The organism is Nocardia sp. CDC159, from assembly GCF_023740735.1.
In the GTDB taxonomy this organism is placed as follows: domain Bacteria; phylum Actinomycetota; class Actinomycetes; order Mycobacteriales; family Mycobacteriaceae; genus Nocardia; species Nocardia pulmonis.
The window spans coordinates 189,394-212,784 of sequence record NZ_JAMRXH010000014.1 but is presented as its reverse complement, the minus strand read 5'-3'; the positions used below and the strand labels follow the sequence as shown (position 1 = coordinate 212,784).

General features: G+C 67.5%; 23 protein-coding genes and 1 tRNA gene. 16 read left to right on the top strand and 8 right to left on the bottom strand.

Annotated elements, in window-relative coordinates; all coding sequences use genetic code 11:
• Positions 1-123: 123 nt before the first annotated feature.
• On the bottom strand, positions 124-486 hold the full coding sequence (locus NDR87_RS27490) for an STAS domain-containing protein (RefSeq protein ID WP_251916101.1): 363 nt from the start codon (positions 484-486) through the stop codon (positions 124-126).
• 373 nt (positions 487-859) lie between these two features.
• On the bottom strand, positions 860-1,198 hold the full coding sequence (locus NDR87_RS27485; protein ID WP_251916099.1) for a hypothetical protein: 339 nt from the start codon (positions 1,196-1,198) through the stop codon (positions 860-862).
• 214 nt (positions 1,199-1,412) lie between these two features.
• Between NDR87_RS27485 and NDR87_RS27480 the strand changes: the two genes are divergently transcribed.
• Positions 1,413-2,180, top strand: a complete 768-nt coding sequence (locus NDR87_RS27480; protein WP_251916097.1) for a TetR/AcrR family transcriptional regulator C-terminal domain-containing protein — start codon at positions 1,413-1,415, stop codon at positions 2,178-2,180.
• Here the strand turns inward: NDR87_RS27480 and NDR87_RS27475 are convergent.
• A complete protein-coding gene (locus NDR87_RS27475; protein WP_251916094.1) occupies positions 2,174-2,638 on the bottom strand; it encodes a DUF5994 family protein in 465 nt (154 codons plus the stop codon). The two genes, NDR87_RS27480 and NDR87_RS27475, sit on opposite strands and share 7 nt — an antisense overlap.
• Positions 2,639-3,021: 383 nt before the next feature.
• Here NDR87_RS27475 and NDR87_RS27470 point away from each other — a divergent pair, with 383 nt between their 5' ends.
• Genes NDR87_RS27470 through NDR87_RS27455 form a run of 4 tightly spaced genes read left to right on the top strand, consistent with a single transcriptional unit; the run spans position 3,022 to position 5,532 of the window.
• Positions 3,022-4,275 (top strand): fatty acid desaturase, encoded by a 1,254-nt coding sequence (locus tag NDR87_RS27470; protein ID WP_251916092.1) that lies wholly within the window; start codon positions 3,022-3,024, stop codon positions 4,273-4,275.
• The gene (locus tag NDR87_RS27465; protein ID WP_251916090.1) at positions 4,272-4,781 is read left to right on the top strand and encodes a DUF5994 family protein; all 510 of its coding nucleotides are present in this window, start codon (positions 4,272-4,274) and stop codon (positions 4,779-4,781) included. The genes NDR87_RS27470 and NDR87_RS27465 overlap by 4 nt, the downstream gene beginning before the upstream one ends.
• Positions 4,782-4,786: 5 nt before the next feature.
• Positions 4,787-5,230 (top strand): DUF5994 family protein, encoded by a 444-nt coding sequence (locus tag NDR87_RS27460; protein ID WP_251916151.1) that lies wholly within the window; start codon positions 4,787-4,789, stop codon positions 5,228-5,230.
• A gap of 29 nt (positions 5,231-5,259) precedes the next feature.
• Positions 5,260-5,532 (top strand): hypothetical protein, encoded by a 273-nt coding sequence (locus NDR87_RS27455; RefSeq protein WP_251916087.1) that lies wholly within the window; start codon positions 5,260-5,262, stop codon positions 5,530-5,532.
• Between the two features lie 164 nt (positions 5,533-5,696).
• On the opposite strand, the gene NDR87_RS27450 is transcribed toward NDR87_RS27455, so the two are convergent.
• The gene (locus NDR87_RS27450; protein WP_251916081.1) at positions 5,697-7,280 is read right to left on the bottom strand and encodes an AMP-binding protein; all 1,584 of its coding nucleotides are present in this window, start codon (positions 7,278-7,280) and stop codon (positions 5,697-5,699) included.
• Positions 7,281-7,478: 198 nt separating this feature from the next.
• A tRNA-Ala gene (locus tag NDR87_RS27445) sits at positions 7,479-7,551 on the bottom strand.
• A gap of 159 nt (positions 7,552-7,710) precedes the next feature.
• Between NDR87_RS27445 and NDR87_RS27440 the strand changes: the two genes are divergently transcribed.
• Positions 7,711-9,438 (top strand): amidohydrolase family protein, encoded by a 1,728-nt coding sequence (locus tag NDR87_RS27440; protein WP_251916080.1) that lies wholly within the window; start codon positions 7,711-7,713, stop codon positions 9,436-9,438.
• A 3-nt stretch (positions 9,439-9,441) separates the two neighbouring features.
• Here the strand turns inward: NDR87_RS27440 and NDR87_RS27435 are convergent, their stop codons facing one another.
• Positions 9,442-10,182 carry a uracil-DNA glycosylase gene (locus NDR87_RS27435; protein WP_286014101.1) on the bottom strand — a complete coding sequence of 247 codons (741 nt, stop codon included), beginning with the start codon at positions 10,180-10,182 and terminating at the stop codon, positions 9,442-9,444.
• Between the two features lie 271 nt (positions 10,183-10,453).
• Here NDR87_RS27435 and NDR87_RS27430 point away from each other — a divergent pair, with 271 nt between their 5' ends.
• The 8 genes from NDR87_RS27430 (at position 10,454) to NDR87_RS27395 (ending at position 19,496) form a co-directional block, all read left to right on the top strand.
• Positions 10,454-10,897: a GyrI-like domain-containing protein gene (locus tag NDR87_RS27430; RefSeq protein ID WP_251916079.1), complete on the top strand. Its 444-nt coding sequence runs from the start codon at positions 10,454-10,456 to the stop codon at positions 10,895-10,897.
• Complete coding sequence (locus NDR87_RS27425) at positions 10,894-11,328, top strand: GyrI-like domain-containing protein (protein ID WP_251916078.1); 435 nt, start codon at positions 10,894-10,896, stop codon at positions 11,326-11,328. The genes NDR87_RS27430 and NDR87_RS27425 overlap by 4 nt, the downstream gene beginning before the upstream one ends.
• Positions 11,329-11,582: 254 nt before the next feature.
• Positions 11,583-12,356: a hypothetical protein gene (locus tag NDR87_RS27420; RefSeq protein ID WP_251916077.1), complete on the top strand. Its 774-nt coding sequence runs from the start codon at positions 11,583-11,585 to the stop codon at positions 12,354-12,356.
• Positions 12,346-14,496 (top strand): Rv1355c family protein, encoded by a 2,151-nt coding sequence (locus tag NDR87_RS27415; RefSeq protein WP_251916076.1) that lies wholly within the window; start codon positions 12,346-12,348, stop codon positions 14,494-14,496. The genes NDR87_RS27420 and NDR87_RS27415 overlap by 11 nt, the downstream gene beginning before the upstream one ends.
• A gap of 43 nt (positions 14,497-14,539) precedes the next feature.
• Complete coding sequence (locus NDR87_RS27410) at positions 14,540-16,372, top strand: EAL domain-containing protein (RefSeq protein WP_308212153.1); 1,833 nt, start codon at positions 14,540-14,542, stop codon at positions 16,370-16,372.
• Between the two features lie 4 nt (positions 16,373-16,376).
• Positions 16,377-17,357 carry a GAF domain-containing protein gene (locus NDR87_RS27405; protein WP_251916074.1) on the top strand — a complete coding sequence of 327 codons (981 nt, stop codon included), beginning with the start codon at positions 16,377-16,379 and terminating at the stop codon, positions 17,355-17,357.
• Between the two features lie 67 nt (positions 17,358-17,424).
• Positions 17,425-18,552: a glycosyltransferase gene (locus NDR87_RS27400; RefSeq protein WP_251916072.1), complete on the top strand. Its 1,128-nt coding sequence runs from the start codon at positions 17,425-17,427 to the stop codon at positions 18,550-18,552.
• 95 nt (positions 18,553-18,647) lie between these two features.
• Positions 18,648-19,496, top strand: a complete 849-nt coding sequence (locus NDR87_RS27395; RefSeq protein WP_251916070.1) for an SDR family oxidoreductase — start codon at positions 18,648-18,650, stop codon at positions 19,494-19,496.
• Here NDR87_RS27395 and soxR read toward each other — a convergent pair.
• Positions 19,488-20,006, bottom strand: coding sequence for a redox-sensitive transcriptional activator SoxR (soxR, locus tag NDR87_RS27390; RefSeq protein ID WP_251916068.1), 519 nt, complete (start codon positions 20,004-20,006; stop codon positions 19,488-19,490). The two genes, NDR87_RS27395 and soxR, sit on opposite strands and share 9 nt — an antisense overlap.
• A gap of 116 nt (positions 20,007-20,122) precedes the next feature.
• On the opposite strand from soxR, the gene arcA reads away from it, so the two are divergent.
• Positions 20,123-21,352, top strand: a complete 1,230-nt coding sequence (gene arcA, locus NDR87_RS27385) for an arginine deiminase (RefSeq protein ID WP_251916066.1) — start codon at positions 20,123-20,125, stop codon at positions 21,350-21,352.
• A 9-nt stretch (positions 21,353-21,361) separates the two neighbouring features.
• Positions 21,362-21,721 (top strand): GntR family transcriptional regulator, encoded by a 360-nt coding sequence (locus NDR87_RS27380; protein WP_251916064.1) that lies wholly within the window; start codon positions 21,362-21,364, stop codon positions 21,719-21,721.
• Positions 21,722-21,724: 3 nt separating this feature from the next.
• Here NDR87_RS27380 and NDR87_RS27375 read toward each other — a convergent pair whose 3' ends face one another.
• On the bottom strand, positions 21,725-23,338 hold the full coding sequence (locus tag NDR87_RS27375) for a dolichyl-phosphate-mannose--protein mannosyltransferase (protein WP_251916062.1): 1,614 nt from the start codon (positions 23,336-23,338) through the stop codon (positions 21,725-21,727).
• Positions 23,339-23,391: the final 53 nt, after the last annotated feature.

Below are 23,391 nucleotides of genomic sequence, written 5' to 3'. Positions count from 1 at the left end.
GCCTCAAACAACACCGTGCTGTCGCCACCCGCTACGAGAAACTCGCCACCCGCTACTTGGCCGTCATCCAGGTCGCCGCCATCGACCAATGGCTCTGACACAACACCTACTTCGAGACACGGCCTAGTGGGCGGTCTTCGGATCCGGGCAGAGGGTGAGCATGTGATCGAGCCCGGTCTGCTCGAGTGCGCGGCGCACCTGGCCCGAGGGGATGACCCGCACCGGCCGCGGCGCGGCGGCGTGCACGGTGTCGATCAGCACGGCCAGCCCGATCGAGCCGAAGAAGCCGACCCCCGACAGATCGAGGACCATCACGTCCGCCGAATCGGCCAGCGCCTCGTCCAGCGCCGTCCGCAACCGCGGAGCCGAGGCCAGATCGACCTCCCCCACGACGGTCACCGTCACCACCTCCCCCTCCCGCGCCACCGTCGCGGTCAGCAAGTAGTCAACCCCACCGCCATCCTGACCACCCTGCATGCCATGCATTCCTTCACCTGAGACGAGCCCCGCGCGACACCCCAGCCCCTCGGCCTCAGCGCAATACCGCACAACCTACTTCCGAAAACATACCGTTCTGAATTTTATCGGCAAGTTCCGGGGCTCGGCCGCGAAGCGATTCGCCGCCATGCCGGTGAACGCGCGAAAACCACCGGCAGCGATCGCACGCCGGCCTCGTTCACCTGCTGCGGCCGAGCCGGATCGGGAGCCGTCAATGCCTCCGTCCACGAGCGTGAACACCACCACCACCGTCGTGCAGGCTCGGATAGTCCGATCATGAAACAGGTGAGATGTACCGTCGAATAGACCGATGGGCGGAAACTGCCGCTGCGTCTGTCGCCGGCCCGGTTCCCACGATCGATCACTCGGAGGGGAGCCTGCCGTAGGCGGAGGCGGTCATCGGCCAGCTGGCGGCTATGTCGAGCATTATGGTGTTGCTCGAGCGGATTTCCTCTTCCAGGTCGGCGACCACGTCGTGAACGTTCCGGTATGCGGCATCCCGTTGCGCCGGTGTGGATCTCGTGTCGTCGAGTACGGCCCGGAGGTCGTCCATACGCAGCAGCGCGTCCAGTAGGTGTCGGACGATCCCATCGCCGAGGGCGAGGAATTCACTTACTCGGCCGTTGTCGCTGGGGGCTGTCGACGGGGTCATGGGCTTGTGGGCCCTGCCGTATCCGGCAGTGGGCTTGATGGTGGTCATATCGCGTCCTCTCGGCTGATCTGGCCACATGCCGCTGGTCGCAGTCAACGGTCTGACAGAGGACAGGTTTTCATGCTACGCCCCCGATGTACCTGGTTGCGGGGCCCGGTCGTCTCGCGAAAGGATCTGCGCCGCAGCCGCGTAGCGGCGCTCTGCCGGGGGTGGGTCTGGATATCCCTTGCGGAAAATAGCGTCAACGATGTAGACCTACACTATGGCTGTATCGGGTAAAGGCGCCGTCTCGTCACGGTCCGGATCTGCTCGTGCCAGGGGGCGGGTTGCCGGGCGCAGGCAGAGCCCGATCACTCGGGAGGCGGTGCTGGCCGCCGCGCTCGAGATCGTCGATCGCGATGGGGTCGAGGGCTTGTCGATGCGGCGGTTGGCCGACGCGGTGGGACGGGATCCGATGGTGATCTATCGGCATGTGCCGAACAAGGCCGCGGTGCTCGATGGCGTGGTGGAGTTGGTGATCGCGCAATTGTCGGTGGACACCTCCGCCGTCGACTGGGTCGCGCAGGTCCGGGCGGTTGCTCGTGATTTCCGGCGGCTGGCGCTGGCGCATCCGAAGGTAGTGCCGCTGTTGGTGACCCGGCCCCTGGCCACACCGCTGGGACGGCGGCCCGCGGTGCTGGTGCGGCCCTTGGAGGACATGCTCGTGCTGCTGACTCGCGCCGGGTTCACCGACGTCGATGCGCTGCACATCTATCGGGCGTTGTTCGGCTTCCTGCACGGGCACGTTCTCAACGAGCTTCAGGAGCTCGTCGAACGCCCCGAGGAAACCGATGATTTGTTGCGGCTCGGATTGTATCGCCTACCGATCGGTGAGTTCCCATTCGTACGCGGGCTCGCGCCAGTCCTTGCCGGATACGACGGTGCGGCCGAGTTCGAGCGCGGGCTCGATATTCTGCTGGCCGGACTCGCCGCAACACTGCCCGGCCCCCAGGCTCCCGAGCGGCCCGCCCCCTCGCGCGCGGGTTACTGACGGTACTGTGCCGCAACGCTTTCGGTGTCGCTGAGCACTTCGCGCACCGTCATCGCGACCAGGTCGTCGATCGCGGTGGCCACGTCCGGATCCGCGGCGATCCGGACGGCGCGGGCGGCATCGGCCCGCTGCGGAACGACTCGCAGGGCGATGCGGGTGCCGCCGACCGCGAGCACGTCGACGGCGTGTTCACAGGCGTGCCGATATCCGTCGAGCCGTACTCGTCGTCCATCGGTCACGAGTCCGGTTGGCGCGCAGACCCATTCATCCATGTGGTACCCCACACGGCCGATCGGGCCGACGCGAACCGCGAGGAAGGTGAGCAGGGCCGGAAGTTCGGCCGCGAGGTCGTCACTGCGCGGCCACCATACTCCGTCCACGTCACATGTCACCGCTGCCTCGGCGATGAATCGCAGCCGAGGACTCGGCGAGATCGGGTGAGCTGGTTGCGGCGTCATGCGGACGCTCCCGCCTCGGCCGCTGATCGGCCGGATCGGTCGTCGGAGGAACAGGTCGCGGGTGCGGCCGGTCGTCTACGTTGTAATTCTACGTTGTAGACAGACGGACCACCACGGCATAGGGTGAGGTGATATCCGGTGCGTGCGTCGAACGGTCGGCCGACCCGGCCGCCGCGGCCAAGCCACACACCCGGAGACGGGACATTTCCGAATGACCGAGAACAAGATCACCCGCCGAATCCAAGCAGCGAAACAGAGCCTGGGGAACCGTTTCCGGTACGTGGATAGCGGTGGTCGTGCCAGCAGAGGCGCCCACGTGGGCCACACCCCGTTCGACAGGTTCGAGCACGGACTGAGGAACGTGTTCAAGCGCTGAGTCGACGATGGCAATCACGCAGGTCGCCGTCTACGCGCACCTGAGCGCGGCCGATATCGAGGCTCTGGGGCATGAGCTCGACAAGATCCGTCGAGATATCGAGGACCGGCGTGGAACCCGGGACGCCGACTACATCCGGCGAACGATCGCGTTCCAACGCACCCTCGACGCGGCGGCTCGACTGACGATCGCGTTGAGTCGCAAGAGAATCGGCTGGGCGCTGGGCACCGCCGCGCTGGCGGTGGCAAAGATCGTCGAGAACATGGAAATCGGCCACAATGTCGGCCACGGCCAATGGGATTGGATGAACGATCCCGAAATCCATTCCGCTACCTGGGAATGGGATATGGCGGGCCTCTCGTCGCAGTGGCGCTACTCGCACAACTATCGCCATCACGTGTTCACCAACGTCCTCGGCATGGACGACGACATCGGCTTCGGCGTGATGCGCGTGACCCGCGACCAGCGCTGGCGGCCGTACATGGCACTGCAGCCGCTGCAGAATCTCTTGCTGGCAGCCACCTTCGAATGGGGAATAGCCGTTCACGGTCTCGACGCCGAATGCGCGCGGGCCGTGGGCAGGGCGGAGAAGCTCGCAGAGGCGAAGAAGCTGCTCGGAAAGATAGCCCGGCAAACCGGGAAGGACTACGTACTTTTCCCCGCGCTGAGTGGTCGGCGCTGGCGCCGCACGCTGACCGCGAACCTCACCGCGAACACACTGCGCAACGCCTGGGCGTACCTGGTGATCTTCTGCGGCCACTTCCCCGACGGCGCGGAGAAATTCACCGCCGCGGTGGTCGAGCGCGAGACCAAGCCCGAGTGGTATCTGCGGCAGATGCTGGGTACCGCGAACTTCCATGCCGGACCGGTGCTGGCCTTCCTGAGCGGCAACCTGTGTTACCAGATCGAACACCATCTGTTTCCCGATCTGCCCAGCAATCGCTATGCCGAAATCGCCGTGCGGGTGCGCGCCCTGTGCGACAGATACGATCTGCCGTACACGAGCGGATCGCTACTGCGCCAATACCTTCTGGTCATGCGCACCATCCACAAGCTCGCCCTGCCGGACCGTTTTCTCACCGCGACCTCGGACGATGCGCCGGAGACGGCCTCGGAACGAAAATTCATCGGCCGCAACGCGATCGATGTCGCCGATGGGAAGCGGCCTGCCAGTCGGCAAGGGCTGCGTGCGGCCCTCCGGGCGCGGCAACGCGACCGGTTGACCAGCAATTCGCAGTCGAGGCAGGAGGACCGATCATGACACCCGCACATTCGCTGCGGCTGCGGATCGACTCGCAGCCGCCGCACACCGGATGGGTAGATGGTGCGTGGTGGCCGTACGGCCATGACCTCACGGCCGAGCTTCCGGCTCTGCTCGCGGTGCTGACGATCCGGCTCGGCCCGGTGCACCGTGTGATCTACCACCTCGACGATTGGCATGCGGCACCGACGGGATTCGCCGCCGGCGGTAAGTGGGTGCGGCTCGATGGACTTCGCCGCAAGCAGCCACACACCCTCGATGTTTTCGGTCTTACCGGTGGCAGGGCCGCGCTGCTGGTCGTCCCGCCGCGCACCGACGCTTGTTCCGCGCGCGTCACAATGGCCGCCGCGGCTGATCGGGGCAACGAATCGACCGTCACCGATCTGCTGGGGGTTGGCCGAAACGCCGCAGATGCCACGGAAATGGCCGTTGCGGAGCAGCGCTGGGCCGCCGAAGGCGGAGCACAACCGCCGATCCGAACCGGCGTCGGCGAGGACGACTGGTGAAGTTGATGATGAGCCCGAGCAATACCCTGGACCGATCGTTCGCGTCCGGCACAGCCGGCGGGCCGACGCCGGTCGAGGTGTGGCCTGCGGCGCCGCGGCTGATGATGCGTGAGCGAAACGCCGCCACCGGGCCGATCGACGGCGCGTGGTGGCTGCGAACCGCGAATCCGATGACCGAACTGCATGAGGTGGTGGGTGTTCTCGCGCCCAGCCTCGGTCGACTGGCGCGGGTCGGATTCGATTGGAAGACAGCGACATCCATCCACAGTGGTGAAGCAGGCGGCATCATGCACCTGTTCGGACTGTTGGGCGTCCACCTGGCCCTGCTGGTCGTACCGGCCGATACCGCATCCGAACTTGCCGCCATCCGGATGCGGTGGGCGAGTGGGCAGTCCCTCCCAGAGGATTGGTGCGACCGGAGAAACGGAGCGCGAGCGTATGCGAGGTGAACGGCTGACGCGGGCGGCCGAGGTGGCCGATGCGCGCGGTGCGTGAGAAGGACTACTTGGAACTGATGCGCGATCTCGTCGCGCTTCGGAGAAGACGTTCCGTCACAACCGATCCCGCGGTTCGCGACCGCCTCGATCGCGTCATCGAGGAATACGATGGGGAGGTGCGAAGCGCGACCGGCACGGTCATCCGGGGGTCTGTGGCCGCGGTCGAGTCCTCGACGCGGGGGGCGCTGCGGAAGGAGGGTTGGCGAACGGGTACGCCCGTGGCGGGGGCGGTGTCGACCGGTGCGCTGGGATGACTGAACGGAATGACGCGGGCGGGGCCTTCCGAGGTCATCCTTCGATCCTCCCCCGTTGTCGGGGAACGGCGAATCCCGCTCCCGTGATCGATTTTCAGTGGACAGATCGGTCATGCGTTGCGGCGAGCCCGGAAGTGCACGCTGTCTCACCCGGCCGACGAACGTCACGCCACCCCGGTACCGGAGTCCGCGAATTCGCCTGTGGCGTAGGCGGTCTGGATTCGACGCTTGTAGACCTTGCCGCTGTCGTCACGAGGAAGCGACTCGACGATGCGGATATGGGTGGGCACCTTGTAGCTGGCCAGCCGAGCGGTAAGCGCCTCGCGCACCGTGGATTCGGTGAGGTCCGCGCCGGGACGCGGCTGGATGTGCGCGGCGACCGCCTCTCCGAGGTCGCCGGCATCGGGGACGCCGAACACCGCGACGTCCTCGACTCCCTCGAGAGCGATGATGGCGTTCTCGATCTCGGCGGGATAGATGTTGACCCCGCCCCGGATCACGACTTCGGAGTCACGGCCGGTCAGGTACAGATAACCCTCACCGTCGAGATAGCCCAGGTCCCCGACCCACAGCATGCCCGGCATCGGCGATGATGGCGCACCGAGGTTGAGGTATTCGAAGTTGGGCCAGTAGTCCGCGCCACGCACGTACACGCGCCCGATCTCCCCGGCGGGCAACGGATTTCCGTGTTCATCCGCGATCACGACCGCCGATCCGTCGGCGGGGCGCCCGACACTTCCCGGGTGGGCGAGCCATTCACTGGCACCGATCCAGGTGATGGTCCCAGCTTCGCTGCACCCGTAGAACTCCCACAGCGCCTCGCCGAACAACTCGATGGCGGCCCGCTTGAGGGCGGGCGGGCACGGGGCGGCGGAATGGATGACATGGGTCAGGCTCGACAGATCGTAGGCCGCGCGTTCCTCGGCGGGCACGCTCAGGATGCGAGAAATCATGGTGGGCACGATCTTCACCTGCTGGATGCGATGCGCGTCGACCAGTCGCAGGAACTTGCGCGCATCCCATTTGGGCATGATCACGATGTCGGCGCCCATGCGCAGCCCGAGCACCGCCAGCGCGTTCGGACTGGTGTGATACAGCGGCCCGGCCACCAGCATCGGTACCCCGGGGGCCAGGCCCGCGCGCTGCGCGTTCGCCCCGGCGATCCGGAGCAGCTGCTGCGGTGTCATCCTCTCCCGCGCAACACCTTTGGGCTTCCCAGTGGTCCCCGAGGTGTAGACGACCCCCATGCTGTCGGCGATCGCCCCTTCGATATGTCCGACGGGTTCGAGATGCGCGGCGATCAGCTCCTCGACGAGCTCATGACGACCGGTGGGCTCGCCCAGCCGCCGATCCCACCCGCCTTCGGTAACCAGCTCGGCCGACATGGCGATCTCGACGATTCGAGCGTCACTGTCGGCGAGTTCCCGAGCAGCCTCGACCACGGGCACGAATTCGGTGTGCGCGAAGATGATTCGCACGTCGGCGTCGGCGAGCACGTGCGCCACCTCGGGTGCGGTCCAGCGGGTATTGATCGGCAGCGGATTGGCGCCGGTGGAGGCGATACCGACCGAGACCTCGAGAAACTCGATGTCGTTGCGGGCCATGATCACACACTTGTCACCACGCCCGATACCGGCGGCCAGGATCGCTGATCCGAGCCGTCCGGCACGCGCGAGCGCATCGGGCTGGGCCCGGCGACGGCTACCGCACGTCAGGGCAGGAGTCTTCGGCGAAGCAACGGTCGTCATGCTGGCGAGTCTGCCATCGGCGCGCACAGTTGTAAGGGCGGTAACCGAACTCTCACCAGACCCTCGGCACGGAGGGCGGGGCATCCGGAAACCGTCCGAGCCACCACAACAGGCCGTGTTCCCGCAGTCGATCCCAGGTGTGTCTGCGAAGGTAACAAAAACGCCGCCCGACCTGGAGGTCGGGCGGCGTTTCGACTGTGGAGCTAAGGGGAATCGAACCCCTGACCTTCTCGATGCGAACGAGACGCGCTACCAACTGCGCTATAGCCCCGCGTGGGTCGTTGCCGAACCACGGTGAGGAACTTTAGCAGGTGGGGGTGCGGGATGCCGAATCGGCTGGTCAGGGGGAATTTGGGGTGGGGGCTGGTCTGGGGTGGGGTGGGTTGGATACAGTCGTGTATCGGAACGTTTCAGCGGGCTGGAGGTCCTGGTGGCCGGGTACGAGATCGTGGTGCGTGGGGGTGTCGTCTACGACGGGAGCGGGGCGGGGCCGGTTCGGGCGGATGTGGGGATCTCGGGTGGGCGGGTGGCAGCGCTCGGGGTCGAGCTGCCGGAGGGGGTACGGACGATCGATGCGGCGGGGAAGTGGGTGGTGCCGGGGCTGATCGATGTGCACACCCATTACGACGCCGAGGTGTTGTTGGCGCCGGGGTTGGGGGAGTCGGCCCGGCACGGGGTCACCTCGGTGGTGATCGGGAACTGCTCGCTGTCGACGGTGTACGCCGACGCCGAGGACTGTGCGGATATGTTCGCGCGGGTGGAGGCGTTGCCGTGGGATGTCGTGCACGCGGCGGTCAAGGAGCATCGGGACTGGGTCGATCCGAAAAGTTATGTGGCGGCGCTGGAGTCGAAGCCGCTCGGGGTGAATGTGGCCGCGTTCCTGGGACATTCGGATATCCGGGTCGCGGCGATGGGGCTGGCGCGGGCGTCGGATCGCAGGGCCCGGCCGACCCGCGGTGAGCTGCGGCAGATGGTACGGATGCTCACCGACGCGCTGGATGCCGGGTTCGTCGGGCTGTCCACCATCCGCAGCTCGTTCTCCAAGCTGGAGGGCAAGCGCTATCCGGGTCGGCAACTGCCCTCCACCTATGCGCCCTGGTCGGAGTATCGAGCGCTCAATGACCTACTGCGGGAACGCAATCGGGTCCATCAGAGCACCCCGAATCTGACCAGCCGACTGGAGATGGGGCATTTCTTCCTGCAGAGCGCCGCGCGCGGGCACGGCAGGCCGCTGAAGACCACGCTCATCTCCGCCGCCGACATCAAGGCCGATCGGACGGTGGTGCGCCTTGCCACAACCGTTGCGGCGCTGGTGAATCGGGCCCTGGGCGCGCAGTTCCGCTGGCAGCATCTGCCGGTGCCGTTCGAGGTGTACGCCGACGGCATCGATCTGGTGGTGTTCGAGGAGTTCGGTTCCGGAGTCGCGGCTCTGAACATCCGGGATCTGTTGCGCCGCCACGAGTTTTTGAACGATCCGGTTTTCCGGCGGGCCTTCCGCAAGGATATGGCCAAGAAGTTCGGCTCGCGGGTCTGGCACCGCGACCTGGGTGACGCCGAGATCGTCGCCTGCCCGGACGCCGCGGTGGTGGGCCGATCCTTCGGCGATATCGCCGCCGAGCGCGGCATACTCGCGCCCGACGCGCTGCTGGACCTGGTCGTCGAGCACGGCGCGGCGCTGCGCTGGCGAACCACGATCGCCAATGACCGGGAGACGGAACTGAATCGCCTGGCCCGCTCCCCGCAGGTGCAGATCGGCTTCGCCGACTCGGGCGCGCATCTGCGCAATATGGCCTTCTACAACATGGGGATTCGTTTCCTCGAGCGCGTGCACCGCGACGGGTTCATGCCCGTGGAACGGGCGGTGCACCGGCTGACCGGCGAACTCGCGCAGTGGTACGGCCTGGACACCGGCCGGATCGTGCCCGGCGCCCGGGCCGATGTCGCAGTGCTGGATCCGGCCGGATTCGACGGGTCGAGCGCGCGGTATCACGAGGCGGTGATGCCGGGGGCGGCGGGCGTGCGGCGAATGGTCAACCGCAACGACCGGGCCGTCGCCGCGACCATCGTCAACGGCACACTGGTGTATGAGAACGGCGACTTCGCACCGGGTTTCGGCACCGAGCTGCGCGCCGGTGAGTTCCTGCGCGCCGCCGACTGAGAATTACAGTCCCGCGGCCGTTTTCGCCCGGACGAGCACATCCTCGATCATCGCGGGGGTGAGCCGACCGGTGAAGGTGTTCTGCTGGCTCACGTGATAGCAGCCGAACAGTTCGAGTGGTTGGCGGTCCGGCCGTGCGGGCGGCAGCGAATAGTGCACGCCGTGGCCGAATTTCGGCCGTGGGGTGGGTACCGCCCAGCCCGCGCGCGCCAACATCGGCAGCAGTGCCTGCCAGCCGAAGCCGCCCAGGGTGATCACGGCCCGCACGGTCGGGGCGAGCAGTCCCAGTTCGGTGATGAGCCAGTGGCCGCAGGTGTCGCGCTCGGCCGGGGTGGGCTTGTTGTCCGGTGGGGCGCAGTGCACCGGCGCGGTGACACGCGTCCCGATCAGCCGCAACCCGTCGTCGCGGCTGACCGCCGTGGGCTGATTCGCCAGGCCGACCGCGTGCATCGCCGCGAACAGGACGTCGCCGCTGCGATCGCCGGTGAACATGCGCCCGGTGCGATTTCCGCCGTGCGCCGCGGGCGCGAGCCCGACCAGTAGCAGGCGGGCGTCGGCCGGTCCGATGCCGGGAACGGGTCGCCCCCAATAGGTTTGGTCGCGGAAGGCGGCGCGCTTCTCGCGGGCGACCAGCTCGCGCCAGGCCACCAGGCGCGGACAGGCCCGGCAGTCGATCAGGTCGGCATCCATCTCGGCCAGCGTGCGGTAATCGCCGGGCAACATCGGGTCCGGACGCGCCGTCATCGGACTCCCTTCGGTCGATCCGGGCGGGGTACTCCTCGAGTCTGCCCGCTGCGCGCCGCGCCGAACCTCGGATCGATAGCCGGGACGCATCGATAGCCTGATATTTGCAATCTTGCGTTTGCAGAAGTGTCCGGCAGTTCCGGCGGCCGAGTGAGGCCGGTCATAGTACGCCCCTGCGGGGCGGCCATGTCACCGATCTCTCACGGAGTGGGTTGATAGCATGACCTTCCTGGTAGGCCGGTACTGGGTTGATGTCGAGAAAGTTTCTTCCATGCAGTTTGAGATCGTCGAGCGGGACGAGACGTGGGTGGCCGGTTTGCCGGTGCGAAGCCCCAAGCGCGCGCTCGGAGAACTGCGGGATCACGATCTGGAGGCCGCCTGGGCCGCCGTCCTGCATCAGGAGCTCGGTGGCCCGCTGGCCTCGGCGTACACCGATTACTCGCCCGAGCTCAATACTTTCAACACCCAGATCGTCGGCTACGAATGCCGCTCGTTCGACGAGGTCACCCGCGGCCACATCGTGGCGCGGCTGCCCCGCGGTACCTATGCCCGGTTCTCCTCGGTCGGCAACTTCCCGCAGATCATGACCGACCTGTGGACCCAGATCGCCTACGCCGAGGAGCACAAGCAGATAAAACGCACGCACACCGGCGATTTCGAGTGCTACCCGCACGCGTACAAGATCGACCTGTATCTGGCGGTCGATCCCCGATGACCTACTCGATCGTGGTCCGCGACGGGGCGATCTACGGCGGCCTGGTGGTGCCGCGGATGCGCCCCAGCTTCAAGGTCAGCAACAGTGAGCTGATCGAATTCCTGCGCGACCGGCTGCGCGACCGCGACGGCGCCGAACGGCCGCTGTATACGGTGTACGTGCCCGACCCCGCGGGCAACTACAACGTGCTGGTGAGCTACGACTATCCGGCCGTCGACGCGGTGCCCTTCGGCGATGTTCTGATTCGCGTTCCCAAGGGCGTTTACGCGCGGTTCGAGCCCAACGGTGACTATCACGATCCGGTGGAGGACGTATGGGCTCAGGTCGACGACGCGACCGCCTCCGCGGAGATCACCCGGGCCTACCGCGAAGAGGTCGAGATCTGGCGCGGAACCGACCGCGTGGAGCTGTTCATCTCCATCCTGGTGTAGATAGCTAATGGATAACCAAGGAAGTACCAACCGGTCTTGCTGTTATTCCGGCTCGCCGGCGTCATGGGCCTGACCTGGGACAATTTCGAACCGCCCGCCCAGGTTTCGGGAGATTTGCCGGACGCCTAGTCAATTCGGGCAGGATGACGGATACTGCCCTAGGCGACCACATCCGGACACCGGCCCCAGCCCGGCCGTGCCGGACGGGGTCCGGTTAGTCGCGCGACACCGCGCAGCAACGGAGTAGGAACTGTATGACTGTCGAAGCGGTCGCGGTCGGCCCGTCAGTATCCCCCGTCGCGGGGACACTGCGCTTCCGAGATGCGCAAACCGGGTCCACCTTCCACATCGGCAGCCCCGCCCGGCGCCCGGAGCTGTGGGACCGGTATCTCGACGGCGCGCTGCGGGCGTATCGGCATTACGGAGTGGAGAGCGTTCTCGACTGGAAGAACACGCGCGATGGGAAGTCGACCGCGCTGTTCTTCGCCGGGGTGAATGCGGTGGGCGAGGTGGTTGCCGGTGTTCGAGCCCAATGGCCGTGTAATGGCGTGAACGAGATCGCTGCCCTGCGCGAATGGCGCGGCCGGGCAGGAGAATCCGCGCTTCGCGACAGCATTGCCGAGCGGATGCCGTTCGGGGTCGTGGAAGTACGCGGAGGCTGGGTCGATCGATCTGCCGAAGACCGTCGAGCCCTGGGGGCGGCGGTCGCACGCTGTATTGCCTATGCGCCGATGCTTCTCGGTAAGCGTTTCGCATTCGGCACGGCCGCATCGTTTACGGCGGACCGTTACAGCCGGGCGGGTGGTGTGATACCTCCGGAAATTCCGAGCGTGCCCTTCCCCGACACGCGCTATCGCACCGTGCCGGTCTGGTGGGACTCGTGGCGATACCGTGAAGTGGTCGGCGGGCAACAGTATTCGCTCATGTCGGCGGAACTGCGGGAGCTGGGTATCACCGATCACAAGGGCGGGCGCAGCCGCCGGGAGTCCGGGCGCGGATGGGAGGTTCTGCGCACACATGGCCGATGACCACGGTCCTCAGACGGAATACCGGCCGCTGATTCTCGACCAGTCGAACCCGGCCCAGGCCCGCGCGCTCGCCGCCCTGCGCGATGATCCGACCGTCGAATTCACCGATCTCCGGGATTCGATTCGGGCCGAATACGCGGCGATGACCCGTGAATCGATGGTCGACCTCGCTCCGACTCCGGATCGGTGGATCTATTACCCCTGGCGCAGACATGTCGTGGCCTTACCCGGCGAGCGCGTCTTCCGGAGGGTCCGGCTGGATCGAAATCGCAACAAACTGACCGAGGCGGAACAGCGCATCCTCGAACGGTTATCGATCGGCGTGATCGGCCAAAGCGTCGGGCACGCGGTGGCCTTCAATCTCGCGCTCGAGGGTGCGTGTGGTCGACTTCGGCTCGCCGACTTCGACGCTCTCGAACTGTCCAACCTGAACCGGGTGTCCGCGACTCTGCTGGACGTGGGCGTCAACAAGGCGGTCGTCACCGCCCGTCGAATCGCGGAGCTGGACCCGTACCTGCCCGTGGAGGTGTTCGAGGCCGGGGTCGACGAACGGACGGCCGACGCCTTCGTCGACGGGCTGTCGGTTCTGGTCGAGGAATGCGACTCCCTGGATATCAAGGTTGTTGTTCGTGAGGCCGCGCGCGAGCGAGGTATACCGGTATTGATGCATACCAGCGATCGTGGTTTGCTCGACGTCGAACGGTACGACCTGGAGCCGGACCGTCCGCTGTTCCACGGCCTGCTCGGCGGGTTGAAGGCGGGCGATCTGCGCGGCCTGACCGTTCGGGAGAAATCGCCCTACGTATTCCGATTACTCGGTGCTGGTGAGGTGTCGGCACGGATGGCGGCGAGCATGATCGAGGTCGGTGAAACCCTCACTGGCTGGCCACAATTGGGCAGCGACGTCGTGATCGGCGGGGCGAGCGTGGCCGCCGCCGTACGCCGGATCGGACTCGGCGTCGAGCTGCGATCCGGTCGTACGCGAATCGATCCGGACGCCGGTCTGGTCGAGTTGGCCCAGCCGCCGCTCGGCTCGGATTGGGCCGCGGTCGACGACGCCATCGACGCCGATATGGCGGCGGATCCGGTCGGCAGGGTGCTGCACTGTGCCGAACGGGCTCCTTCCGGGGGTAACGTCCAGCCCTGGGTGCTGCGCGCCGATTCGGCGGGAGTTCGCATCGCGCTCGCGCCCGAACTCTCCTCGCCCCTGGACATCGGCTATCGGGCCAGCGCGGTGGCGGTCGGCGCGGCGCTCTACAACGCACGCACGGCCGCCGCGGCCCACGGTCTGCTGGGTGCGCACCGTTTCCTGGAAAACACCTCCGAGGGCCCGCTGGTCGCGATCCTGGACTGGGGATCCGGTCACGACGAGGCGCTGGCGGACAACTACGCCACGGCGCTGCTGCGGGAAACAAGCCGGCACCACGGCACCGGCGAACCGCTCGGCTGGCCGATGATCGAGGCGCTGAGCGCGGCCGCCGAGGCCGAGGGCGCACACCTGCGCCTGGCCACGCTCCCCGAGGAGATCGCCGAGGCCGCCGCATTGCTGGGCGAGTCCGACCGGGTGCGGTATCTGACACCGCGGCTGCATGATTCGATGTTCGCCGAGCTGCGGTGGCCCGGCCAGGATACGAGCACGGGTATCGACGTGCGCAGCCTGGAGCTGGCCGCCGACGAGCAGGCCGCGCTCGAGGTGGGCCGACGGCCCGAGGTGATGGCGCGGCTGCGGGAGTGGTCGGGTGGAGCGGCGCTGGGCAAGTACACCCGCGATCGCGTGCGGTCCAGTTCGGCCGTGGTGGCGGTGACGCTCCCCGACGTGCTGTCCGACCGCCCCGCGGGCCTGTCCGAGTACGCACGGGCAGGGATGGCGGTGGAACGGGTGTGGATCCAGGCCCAGCGGCTCGGGTTGGCCGTTCAACCCGTCTCTCCGGTGTTCCTGTACGCCCGACGCCCCGAGGAACTCTTCGAGCTTTCCCCGCTGTTCGCCGATACACTAGCGTCACTTCAGGGCCGGTTCCTGGACCTCCTGGGAGTGCCTGAGCATGAGACCATTGCGTTGGTGCTTCGCCTGAGCTACGCGGCAGCAGCTTCAGTCCGTAGCAGGCGGCGTCCTACAACGGGCGCGGCGCCCCGTAGTTAGCGTGATCGGAGACAAGGTGCCTCGGCGGACGCTCGATTCACTGGTGACTCAGGTCGCCGCAGAGCTCATGGGGGTCGATGCCACGACCATGGTCGCGGCAACCGAACGCGTGCTGGCCGTGCTCGTGGAGTACTTCGATGTGGACTTCAGCTACCTGCGGCATACCGATCGAGAACGTCGCGCCACGGTCCTGATCGCCGAGTGGCCACCTCGTCCGGAGAAACCCGATCCGGACCCGCTCGCCGTGGTGTATTTCGAGAAGGCGGATTCGGTTTTCCGGGCGCTCGAGCATGCGACCGAACCCTTCCTGGTCACCCGGGAGGACGCCGATTACCAGGAGACGATCCGCAAGGCCTCCGGTCTGCCGTATGTGACCTCGGCAGCCGTGCCGTTGCTCTCCCGGGGTGAATCGACCGGTCTGCTCGGCTTCATCAAGGTCGGCGACCGGGAATGGAGCACCCGCGAGCTCAATGTGCTCAAGGCGATCGCGTCGTTGTTCGCCCAGTTGCAGGCGCGGGTGGAGGCCGAGGAGCGGCTGCGCTACATCGCGATGCACGACGATCTCACCGGCCTGGCGAACCGGCGCGCGCTCCTGGAGCACATGGAGGAGCGGCTGCGCCCGGGGCATCCCGGGCCGGTCGCCACCTTCTTCCTCGATCTGGATCGGCTCAAGGCGCTCAACGACTTCCTCGGTCATACCGCGGGCGACAACTTCATTCAGACCCTGTCGGCGCGACTGCGCGAGCATCTGGACCCGACCGACATGATCGCTCGGCTCGGCGGCGATGAATTCGTCATCGTGCCCGCCAAGCCGATGGATGCGGTGGCGGCCGAGTTCGAGGCCACCCGGCTGCAACAGGTCATCTCGCGACGGGTGACCGTGGGCGGCGAGTCGGTCAGCCGCGGCGCGAGTGTCGGTGTGGCCCTTGGGATTCCGGGTGAAACCACGGTCGCCGACGTGCTCCGCAGGGCCGATCACGCGCTGTTGTCGGCGAAATCCGGCGGTGGCAATGGTGTCGCCGTGTTCACCGACGCCATGCGCGCCCAGTTCGAGCTCCAGGACGACGTCGAGCTGAATCTGCGCAGCGCGGTCGCGGACAACTCGCTGATCCTGCACTATCAGCCCGAGGTGGACCTGCGAACCGGGCGGATCGTCGCCCTCGAGGCACTGGTTCGGTGGCAGCATCCGACCCGTGGCCTGCTGCCTCCGGGCGCGTTCGTGGGCGTGGCCGAGGCGACGAATCTGGCGGGAGAGCTGGGGCGGTGGGTGCTGCGTTCGGCCTGTCAGCAGTTCGCCGCATGGCGCGGTCGCGGGCTCGCCTCGAATGTCGTTATGCGCATCAATGTTTCGCCGGTGCAGTTGGTCAGCCTGGATTTCGTCGAATCGGTGGAAGATGTGCTCCGTGAGTTCGGAATCGACGGCAGCTCGGTATGTTTGGAGATCACCGAGCACGTCGTGGTCCAGGATCTCACCCGTACCCAGGTGACCCTGCGTGGGTTGAAGCGCATGGGTGTACAGATCGCCATCGACGACTTCGGGACCGGATACAGCTCGCTGTCCCATCTCAAGGCGCTGCCCGTGGACGCCGTCAAGATCGACCGCGGGTTCGTGCAGCGGCTCGGCGTCAGCACAGACGATCTGGCCATTGTGAAATCCATTGTGGGACTGGCCGGTTCGTTCGGCCTGGGCGTGGTCGGCGAAGGGGTGGAGACGGCCGTCGCGGCGCGTACTCTGGTCGGCCTGGGCTGTTATCGGGCGCAGGGGTTCCTGATCGCCCGGCCCATTCCCGCCGAGGAGGTCGAAGTGCACCTTGCCGCCGGACGGATTCCGCTGGATCTGGAGCTGCCTCGAGTCTCGCGCGTGCCTAAGCTGTAGTCATATGTCCGACAACTGTTGGCTGCTGGTGGAAACGCTGGGGCTGAAGTCCGAGCCGACGGTCGTAGCGGACGGGCACCGCTCGCGGGACTGGACGAGCCTCTCGCGCGCTCGGCGGAACTTCGGCGCGGTCGGCTCCCGGCTGGTGAGCCGGGCGGTGGCGCGCGCCTCGGCAGGCCACGAGGTGGACTCGCGCGAGTCGGATCTGCGCGTCGTGGCGCTACCGATCCGTTGCGCATTCGGCGCGATCCACGGCGTCGAGACGTGGATCGGCGAAAGTGACCAGACCCCACCGCCCCGTCGCGGCATCGCGGCCTGGGACTGGTTGTCGAAAACCGAACTCGCTCATCACGGCCCGGGGCTCGAAAAATTGATCTGGGCCCGGGCGGCGGAGGACGTGCGGGTCGTTCGGACGCCACCCGAGGTCTTCGGCCGGATGGTCCGCTTCGACCGGCGCCTGGAGTACTCGGCCATCGTCGCCGGTACCGATCCTTCCGGCCGATGGCAGGGCGAGGTGGAGATGCGCGGTGACGACGACCGAGTGCGGTGTTTTCAGATGATCGTTCGCGTCCACCGCGATGGGGGCGTCGTGACTCGCTCCCTCATGCACGAGATCAGCGATGTCCGGTCGCCGCAGCCGACGCCGGAATTGGCGGTGACGCGCGCCGCGGTGCAGTCGGACGACGTGGGGGTGGGCTTCATCGAACTGAATTTCGGAGTGATCTGGGAGTGGATCAGGGATCCGTTGCCGCCGTTGGATCGCTGGGCGGTCGAGCGGCCCGAGATTCATCCCGACGACCTGTCGGCGTATCGCTCCACGTGTCGCGAGGTGGCCGAGCGCGAGCAGGCCGGTGCCCCGCTGGTGCTCACGACACGGGTGCGCTTCGACGGGACCGATTGGATTCCGGTGCGGATGGAGATTTCCTGCATATCCGGTGCGCTCCCGCAAGGAATCATCCGCGTCTCGCCCGCCCCTCCCGCTTAGCCCACACTTCCCACCCTGTTCACACCGCGTTGACCCAATTGGCCTGGTAACCGGGAACGATCGGCAGGTGCGCATCGTTCAGCTGGCGAACTTCTATGGTCCGCGGTCTGGGGGACTTCGCACCGCGTTACATCATTTGGGGGCGGGGTATGTGGCGGCGGGGCACGAGGTGGTGCTGGTCGTGCCGGGGGCGCGGTGGAGTGAAGAGGTGCTGGGGAGTGGGGTGGTGCGGGTGACCGTGCCCGCCTTGGCGATTCCGGGGACGGGGGGTTATCGGGCCGCGGATCCGTGGCGGGTGGCCGATGTGCTGGTGGGATTGCGGCCGGATGCGCTGGAGGTGTCGGATCGGCTGACGCTGCGGGGGTTCGGGCGGTGGGCGCGGCGGCGGGATATCGCGGGGGTGATGATCTCGCACGAGCGGCTGGATCGGCTGCTCGGGCAGGTGCTGCCGGGGCCGGTGGCGCGTCGCGCCGCGGACGCGGCCAATCGCCGGACCGCGGCCGATTACGACATCGTGGTCTGCACAACCGAATTCGCGCGGCAGGAGTTTCAGCGCATCGATGTGCCGAACGTGGCACTGGTGCCGCTGGGGGTGGATCTGGAGATGTTCAGTCCCCGTCGGCACGACGGGCGGCTGCGGGCCGAGCTGGGGGGTGACTATCCGCTGCTGGTGCACTGCGGCCGACTGTCGGTGGAGAAGCGGGTGGATCGCAGCATCGCCGCGCTGGGCAGGCTGCGCCGGTGCGGGGTGGACGCGCGGCTGATCGTGGTGGGAGACGGGCCGCGGCGGGAGTCGCTGCAGCGGCTGGCGCGCGGGATCGCCCCGCTGTGGGACGGGCGGGCCGCGGTGCACTTCACCGGATTCGTCGACGATCGCACGCGGCTGGCGACCCTGCTGGCCAGTGCCGACGTCTCGCTGGCGCCGGGGCCGCACGAGACGTTCGGGCTGGCCGCGCTGGAGGCGCTGGCGGCGGGCACGCCGGTGGTGGCGAGCCGGTCCTCGGCGCTGGCCGATATCGTGACCGCGGACTGCGGTGCGGTCGCCGCCGACCATCCCGCGGCCTTCGCGCGGGCGGTCACCGACGTGCTCGCGCTGCCGCAGACCCAGCGCCGCCGGGCCGCGCGCAGCCGGGCCGAGCAGTTCCCGTGGCGAGCCGCGGTGAGCCGGATGCTGAAGGTCTTCGCGGGCCGCTGATCCGCGGTTTCGAACCCGTGCGCCCGCGAACCCGTATGCTCCTCGGCAGCACAGGAACACGGAAGACGTCCGCTCAACAGCATTCGAGGAACGGCGTGCGCGATCGCTTGAAGTCCGTCAGTGGCAAGAAGACCCTGATCACCGGTGCGGCCAGTGGGATAGGGCGGGCGACCGCGATCGCCGCGGCGCGGGCCGGGGCGGAGGTGGTGCTCACCGATATCGATGCCGAGGGGCTGGCCGATACCGTCGAGGCGATCGGCCGCGAGGGCGGCAAGGTGCTGGTCTCGCGCGCCCTGGATATCAGCGACTACGAGGCGGTGCGGGCGTTCGCGCAGGAGGTGCACGATCGGCACGGCAGCCTCGATGTGGTGATGAACGTGGCGGGCGTATCGGCCTGGGGCACGGTGGAGAATCTGGAGCACCGGCACTGGCGGCGGCTCATCGATGTCAACCTGATGGGCCCGATCCACGTCATCGAGACCTTCGTGCCGCCGATGGTGCGGGCCGGGCGCGGCGGGGCGCTGGTGAACGTGTCCTCGGCCGCGGGGCTGCTGGCATTTCCGTGGCATGCCCCCTACAGCGCCAGCAAGTTCGGACTGCGCGGGGTGTCGGAGGTGTTGCGGTTCGACCTCGAGCGGCACGGCATCACCGTGCATCTGGTGGTGCCGGGCGCGGTGAACACGGGCCTGGTGCAGACCGTCGAGATCGCCGGGGTCGATCGCGAGGATCCGCGAATTCAGCGCTACACCAAGCTCTTTCAGAAGCACGCCGCCTCGCCGGAGCGGGTGGCCCAGCAGATTCTGCGCGGCATCGAGCGCAACCGCTTCCTGGTGCACACCTCCTTCGAGGTGCGCTTCGGCTACTGGTGGGCGCGCAAATTCGCCTGGCCCTACGAATTCGTCATGCGCCGGGCCAACGACAAATTCAACTCGTTCCTAGGCTGATTCCGCCGCCGGTTCCGCGGATTCGACGCAGCCGTCGATCTGCTTGGTGCAGTTGATGTTCACGTCCAGCACGCGGGCGCCCGGGCCCTGCTCACCGAGTTTGTCGTGCCAATTGGCGATGCGGCAGCTGGCCAGCGACAGACATCCGCAGCCGATGCAGCCGGTGAGGCTGTCGCGCAGGCGGACCAGCTGTTCGATGCGCTGGTCGAGGTCGGCCTGCCACAGTGTGGACAACCGTTCCCAGTCCTTGCGATTGGGGGTGCGGCCCTCCGGCAGCGTGTCCAGGGCCTTGCGAATCTCGCTGAGCGGGATGCCGACTCGCTGGGAGATGCGGATGAAAGCGACCCGGCGCAGCGTTTCCCGGGAGTAGCGCCGCTGATTGCCGCTGGTGCGTCGGCTGCTGATCAGACCCTCGCGTTCGTAGAAATGCAGCGCGGACACCGCGACTCCGCTGCGCTCGGACAACTGTCCGGGGGTGAGCTCCTTGGCCTGCCACGTCGTATGCTGCATAGCTAAACAATACTTTAGGTTCCCGGCCCGTTCCGCCCGTTCGGAAGAACTGGGGGTGAACTCCGGGCCCAGCGAATTCCGTGCCAATGCGGCCCGTGACGATTACGGTCGAAGCCATGGAAGCAGAGGCTGTGCCGTCGGCGCGACCGTTTTCCGTGACAAGCGAGGTGGGCACGCTGCGCACGGTGCTGTTGCACCGGCCCGGCGACGAACTGCGGCGGCTCACCCCGCGCAACAACGATCAGCTGCTCTTCGACGGCATCCCCTGGGTCGAGCGCGCCCAGCAGGAGCACGATGTCTTCGCCGACGTGCTGCGCGGGCGCGGGGTGGAGGTGCTGCTGCTGCGCGATCTGCTGGTCCAGACGCTGGCGGTGAGCCGACCCGGCCGCAGTATGGGCATCACCGCCGCGGTCGACGCCCGGCGCATCGGGCACGCGCTGGCCGAGGATCTCAAGGCTCACCTGCGGGGGGTGCCCCCGGAGGATCTGGCCCGCGTCCTGATGGCCGGTATGACCTTCGACGAGCTGCCCTTCGGTTCCGCCGCCACCTCGCTGGTGCGCCGCATGCACCACGGCACCGATTTCGTCATCGATCCGCTGCCGAATCTGCTGTTCACTCGGGACTCGTCGTTCTGGGTGGGCCCGAAGGTGGCCATCACCTCGCTGGCCCTGCCCGCCCGGGCCCGCGAGACCTCGCTCACCGATCTCATCTATGCCTTCCATCCGCGCTTCCTGGGCGTGCGGCGGGCCTACGAATCGCATACCGCGCCGATGGAGGGCGGCGATGTGCTACTGCTCGCGCCCGGCGTGGTGGCGATCGGCGTCGGTGAGCGGACCTCCCCGGCCGGGGCGGAGGCGCTGGCGCGCAGCCTGTTCGAGGACAATCTCGCGCATACCGTGCTGGTGGTGCCGATCGCGCAGAACCGGGCCACCATGCATCTGGACACGGTGTGCACCATGGTCGATCGTGATGCGGTGGTGATGTATCCGGCGGTGCAGGATTCGCTGCACGCGTTCACCATTCGCAAGGAGCGCGACGGCGCGGTGGGCATGAGCGGGCCGGACCCGTTCCTGCCCGCCGCGGCCGAGGCGATGGGCATCGACAAGCTGCGCATCATCGATACCGGCCTGGACGGCGTCACCGCCGAACGGGAACAGTGGGACGACGGCAACAACACCCTGGCGCTGGCCCCGGGGGTGGTCGTCGCCTATGAACGCAACGAGAATACGAACGCGCGGCTGGCGGACGCGGGCATCGAGGTGCTCACCATCCCGGGCTCCGAACTGGGCTCCGGGCGCGGCGGACCCCGCTGCCTGTCCTGCCCGCTCGCGCGCGACGAGGTCTGAGAGACGGTCATGCTCGAGATTCCGGTCGACCATCACTCGACGGTTCCCCCGTACGAGCAGCTGCGGCAGGGCATCGTCGCCCGGGTGCGGTCCGGCGAGCTGACGGCCGGAACCAAGATCCCGACGGTGCGCGCGCTCGCGGCCCAGCTCGGGTTGGCGCCCAACACCGTCGCGCGGGCATATCGCGAACTGGAGCAGGACGGGGTGCTCGAGACCCGCGGGCGGCTGGGCTCGTTCATCGCCTCGTCGGGGGATCCGACCCGCGACGCGGCCGGACGGGCGGCCACCGAATACGTGGGTGTGATCCGGCGGCTCGGCCTCGACGACGAGGCGGCGCTGCGCTACGTGCGGGCCGCGCTCAACGAATAACGATCATCGCCAGCTGGGCAGCCACAGGTGATCCTGCCAGTTGCCCGGGGTGATCGGCAGGGCGGTGAGGATCGGCCACAGCCAGATGAAGTTGGCCACCACCACGGCCAGGTACAGACAGACGAGCAGCAGGCTGAGATTGCGCCGCTCGGTGGTGATCGGCCAGCGCTGCCCGTCGGGCCCGCGGACGAACGGGGCGGGCCCGAGGATGTCGCCGAGTGCCAGCGCGACACCCATCACCAGGAACGGGGCCATCGGCACGGCATAGAAGAAGTACATCTGCCGGTCCAGCGTCGCGAACCAGGGCAGCAGCCCGGCGCCGTAGCCGACCAGCACGGCCGCGTAGCGCCAGTCGCGCCGCGTCGCGGTGCGCCAGATCGCCCAGGCCAGCATGGGGAGCGCGAGCCACCAGATGGCGGGCGTGCCGATCAGCATCACCGCCTTCACGCACACCGATTGGCCGCAGCCGGTCACCCCGTTGTCGGCGTAGTAGTACATCATCGGCCGCAGGCTCATCGGCCAGGACCACGGCTTGGATTCCCAGGGGTGATGATTGCCCGCCGAATTGGTCAGGCCCTCATGGAAAGTCAGCGATTCGCCCTGGTTGTGCCACAGCGACCGCAAGGCGTCGGGCACCCAGGACCAGAAGCCGCCGGTGCCGATCGTATTCTTACCCGCGTAGGGATTGCCGACCGAATAGCGGTCGTAGCCGCTCTCGCTGGCGAACCACATCGAGTAGCTGCCCAGATAGACCAGCAGCGGAATCAGCACCAGGGCGTACAACGCCGGGCCGATATCGCGGATCGCGGTGCCCGCCCACGGGCGCGGCACCCGATACGCGCGCCGCGCCGCCAGATCGAAGCCGACCGACAGCAGCCCGAAGAAGGCGATGAAGTAGAGCCCGGACCACTTCACCCCGCACGCCAGGCCGAGCAGCACACCCGCGCCGAAGCGCCACCAGCGCACGCCGAGCCGGGGACCCCAGGCGCTGAACGCGATTCGGCCCTGCGCGTCGGCGCGGGCGAGCCGTTCGCGCACCTGGTCGCGGTCGACGATCAGACAGCCGAAGGCGGCGGTGACGAACAGCGCCTGGAAGATGTCGAGCATGCCGATCCGCGAGGCCACGAAGGTGGCGCCGTCGCAGATCAGCAGCAGCCCCGCGATCGCGCCGATCATGGTGGAGCGGGTCAGCCTGCGCACGATTCGCACGACCAGCAGCACCAGCAGCGAGCCGAACAGCGCGGCGCTGAACCGCCAGCCCCAGGGGGTGTAGCCGAAGATCAGTTCACCGAGCGCGATCATCTGCTTGCCGACCGGCGGGTGCACGATCAGCCCGAAGGCCGGATTGTCCTCGGTGCCACCGCCGGTGATCATCTGCCAGGCCTGCGGCGTGTAGTGCTTCTCGTCGAAGACCGGCGTCCCCGCATCGGTCGGATAGCCCAGTTCGAGGAACCGGGTGACACCCGCGATCACGGTCAGGAACAGCGTGACCAACCAGCCGCGCGCCCAGTCGGTGGGTCCGAAATCGGGGGTGGGGCGTAGCGGCGCCGGACTGGACAAGGCCGGGCCCGCGCCGATCGGCGGTCGCGCGTCGGTCAGCTGGGTCACGGTGTTCATTTTGCCTCCGCTTCGCTCCGGCGGGTTCGCGGCCCTGAGTCTCGTCGTTCCTC

What these genes read in the sequence shown, in the direction of transcription:
- NDR87_RS27485 (WP_251916099.1), bottom strand. Translation starts at nt 1,198, where the DNA reads ATGACCACCATCAAGCCCACTGCCGGATACGGCAGGGCCCACAAGCCC.
- soxR (WP_251916068.1), bottom strand. Translation starts at nt 20,006, where the DNA reads ATGCAGCATACGACGTGGCAGGCCAAGGAGCTCACCCCCGGACAGTTG.
- NDR87_RS27470 (WP_251916092.1), top strand. Translation starts at nt 3,022, where the DNA reads ATGGCAATCACGCAGGTCGCCGTCTACGCGCACCTGAGCGCGGCCGAT.
- NDR87_RS27455 (WP_251916087.1), top strand. Translation starts at nt 5,260, where the DNA reads ATGCGCGCGGTGCGTGAGAAGGACTACTTGGAACTGATGCGCGATCTC.
- NDR87_RS27435 (WP_286014101.1), bottom strand. Translation starts at nt 10,182, where the DNA reads ATGACGGCGCGTCCGGACCCGATGTTGCCCGGCGATTACCGCACGCTG.
- NDR87_RS27420 (WP_251916077.1), top strand. Translation starts at nt 11,583, where the DNA reads ATGACTGTCGAAGCGGTCGCGGTCGGCCCGTCAGTATCCCCCGTCGCG.
- NDR87_RS27380 (WP_251916064.1), top strand. Translation starts at nt 21,362, where the DNA reads ATGCTCGAGATTCCGGTCGACCATCACTCGACGGTTCCCCCGTACGAG.
- NDR87_RS27465 (WP_251916090.1), top strand. Translation starts at nt 4,272, where the DNA reads ATGACACCCGCACATTCGCTGCGGCTGCGGATCGACTCGCAGCCGCCG.
- NDR87_RS27450 (WP_251916081.1), bottom strand. Translation starts at nt 7,280, where the DNA reads ATGACGACCGTTGCTTCGCCGAAGACTCCTGCCCTGACGTGCGGTAGC.
- arcA (WP_251916066.1), top strand. Translation starts at nt 20,123, where the DNA reads ATGGAAGCAGAGGCTGTGCCGTCGGCGCGACCGTTTTCCGTGACAAGC.
- NDR87_RS27415 (WP_251916076.1), top strand. Translation starts at nt 12,346, where the DNA reads ATGGCCGATGACCACGGTCCTCAGACGGAATACCGGCCGCTGATTCTC.
- NDR87_RS27430 (WP_251916079.1), top strand. Translation starts at nt 10,454, where the DNA reads ATGCAGTTTGAGATCGTCGAGCGGGACGAGACGTGGGTGGCCGGTTTG.
- NDR87_RS27425 (WP_251916078.1), top strand. Translation starts at nt 10,894, where the DNA reads ATGACCTACTCGATCGTGGTCCGCGACGGGGCGATCTACGGCGGCCTG.
- NDR87_RS27480 (WP_251916097.1), top strand. Translation starts at nt 1,413, where the DNA reads ATGGCTGTATCGGGTAAAGGCGCCGTCTCGTCACGGTCCGGATCTGCT.
- NDR87_RS27375 (WP_251916062.1), bottom strand. Translation starts at nt 23,338, where the DNA reads ATGAACACCGTGACCCAGCTGACCGACGCGCGACCGCCGATCGGCGCG.
- NDR87_RS27460 (WP_251916151.1), top strand. Translation starts at nt 4,787, where the DNA reads ATGATGAGCCCGAGCAATACCCTGGACCGATCGTTCGCGTCCGGCACA.
- NDR87_RS27490 (WP_251916101.1), bottom strand. Translation starts at nt 486, where the DNA reads ATGCATGGCATGCAGGGTGGTCAGGATGGCGGTGGGGTTGACTACTTG.
- NDR87_RS27475 (WP_251916094.1), bottom strand. Translation starts at nt 2,638, where the DNA reads ATGACGCCGCAACCAGCTCACCCGATCTCGCCGAGTCCTCGGCTGCGA.
- NDR87_RS27405 (WP_251916074.1), top strand. Translation starts at nt 16,377, where the DNA reads ATGTCCGACAACTGTTGGCTGCTGGTGGAAACGCTGGGGCTGAAGTCC.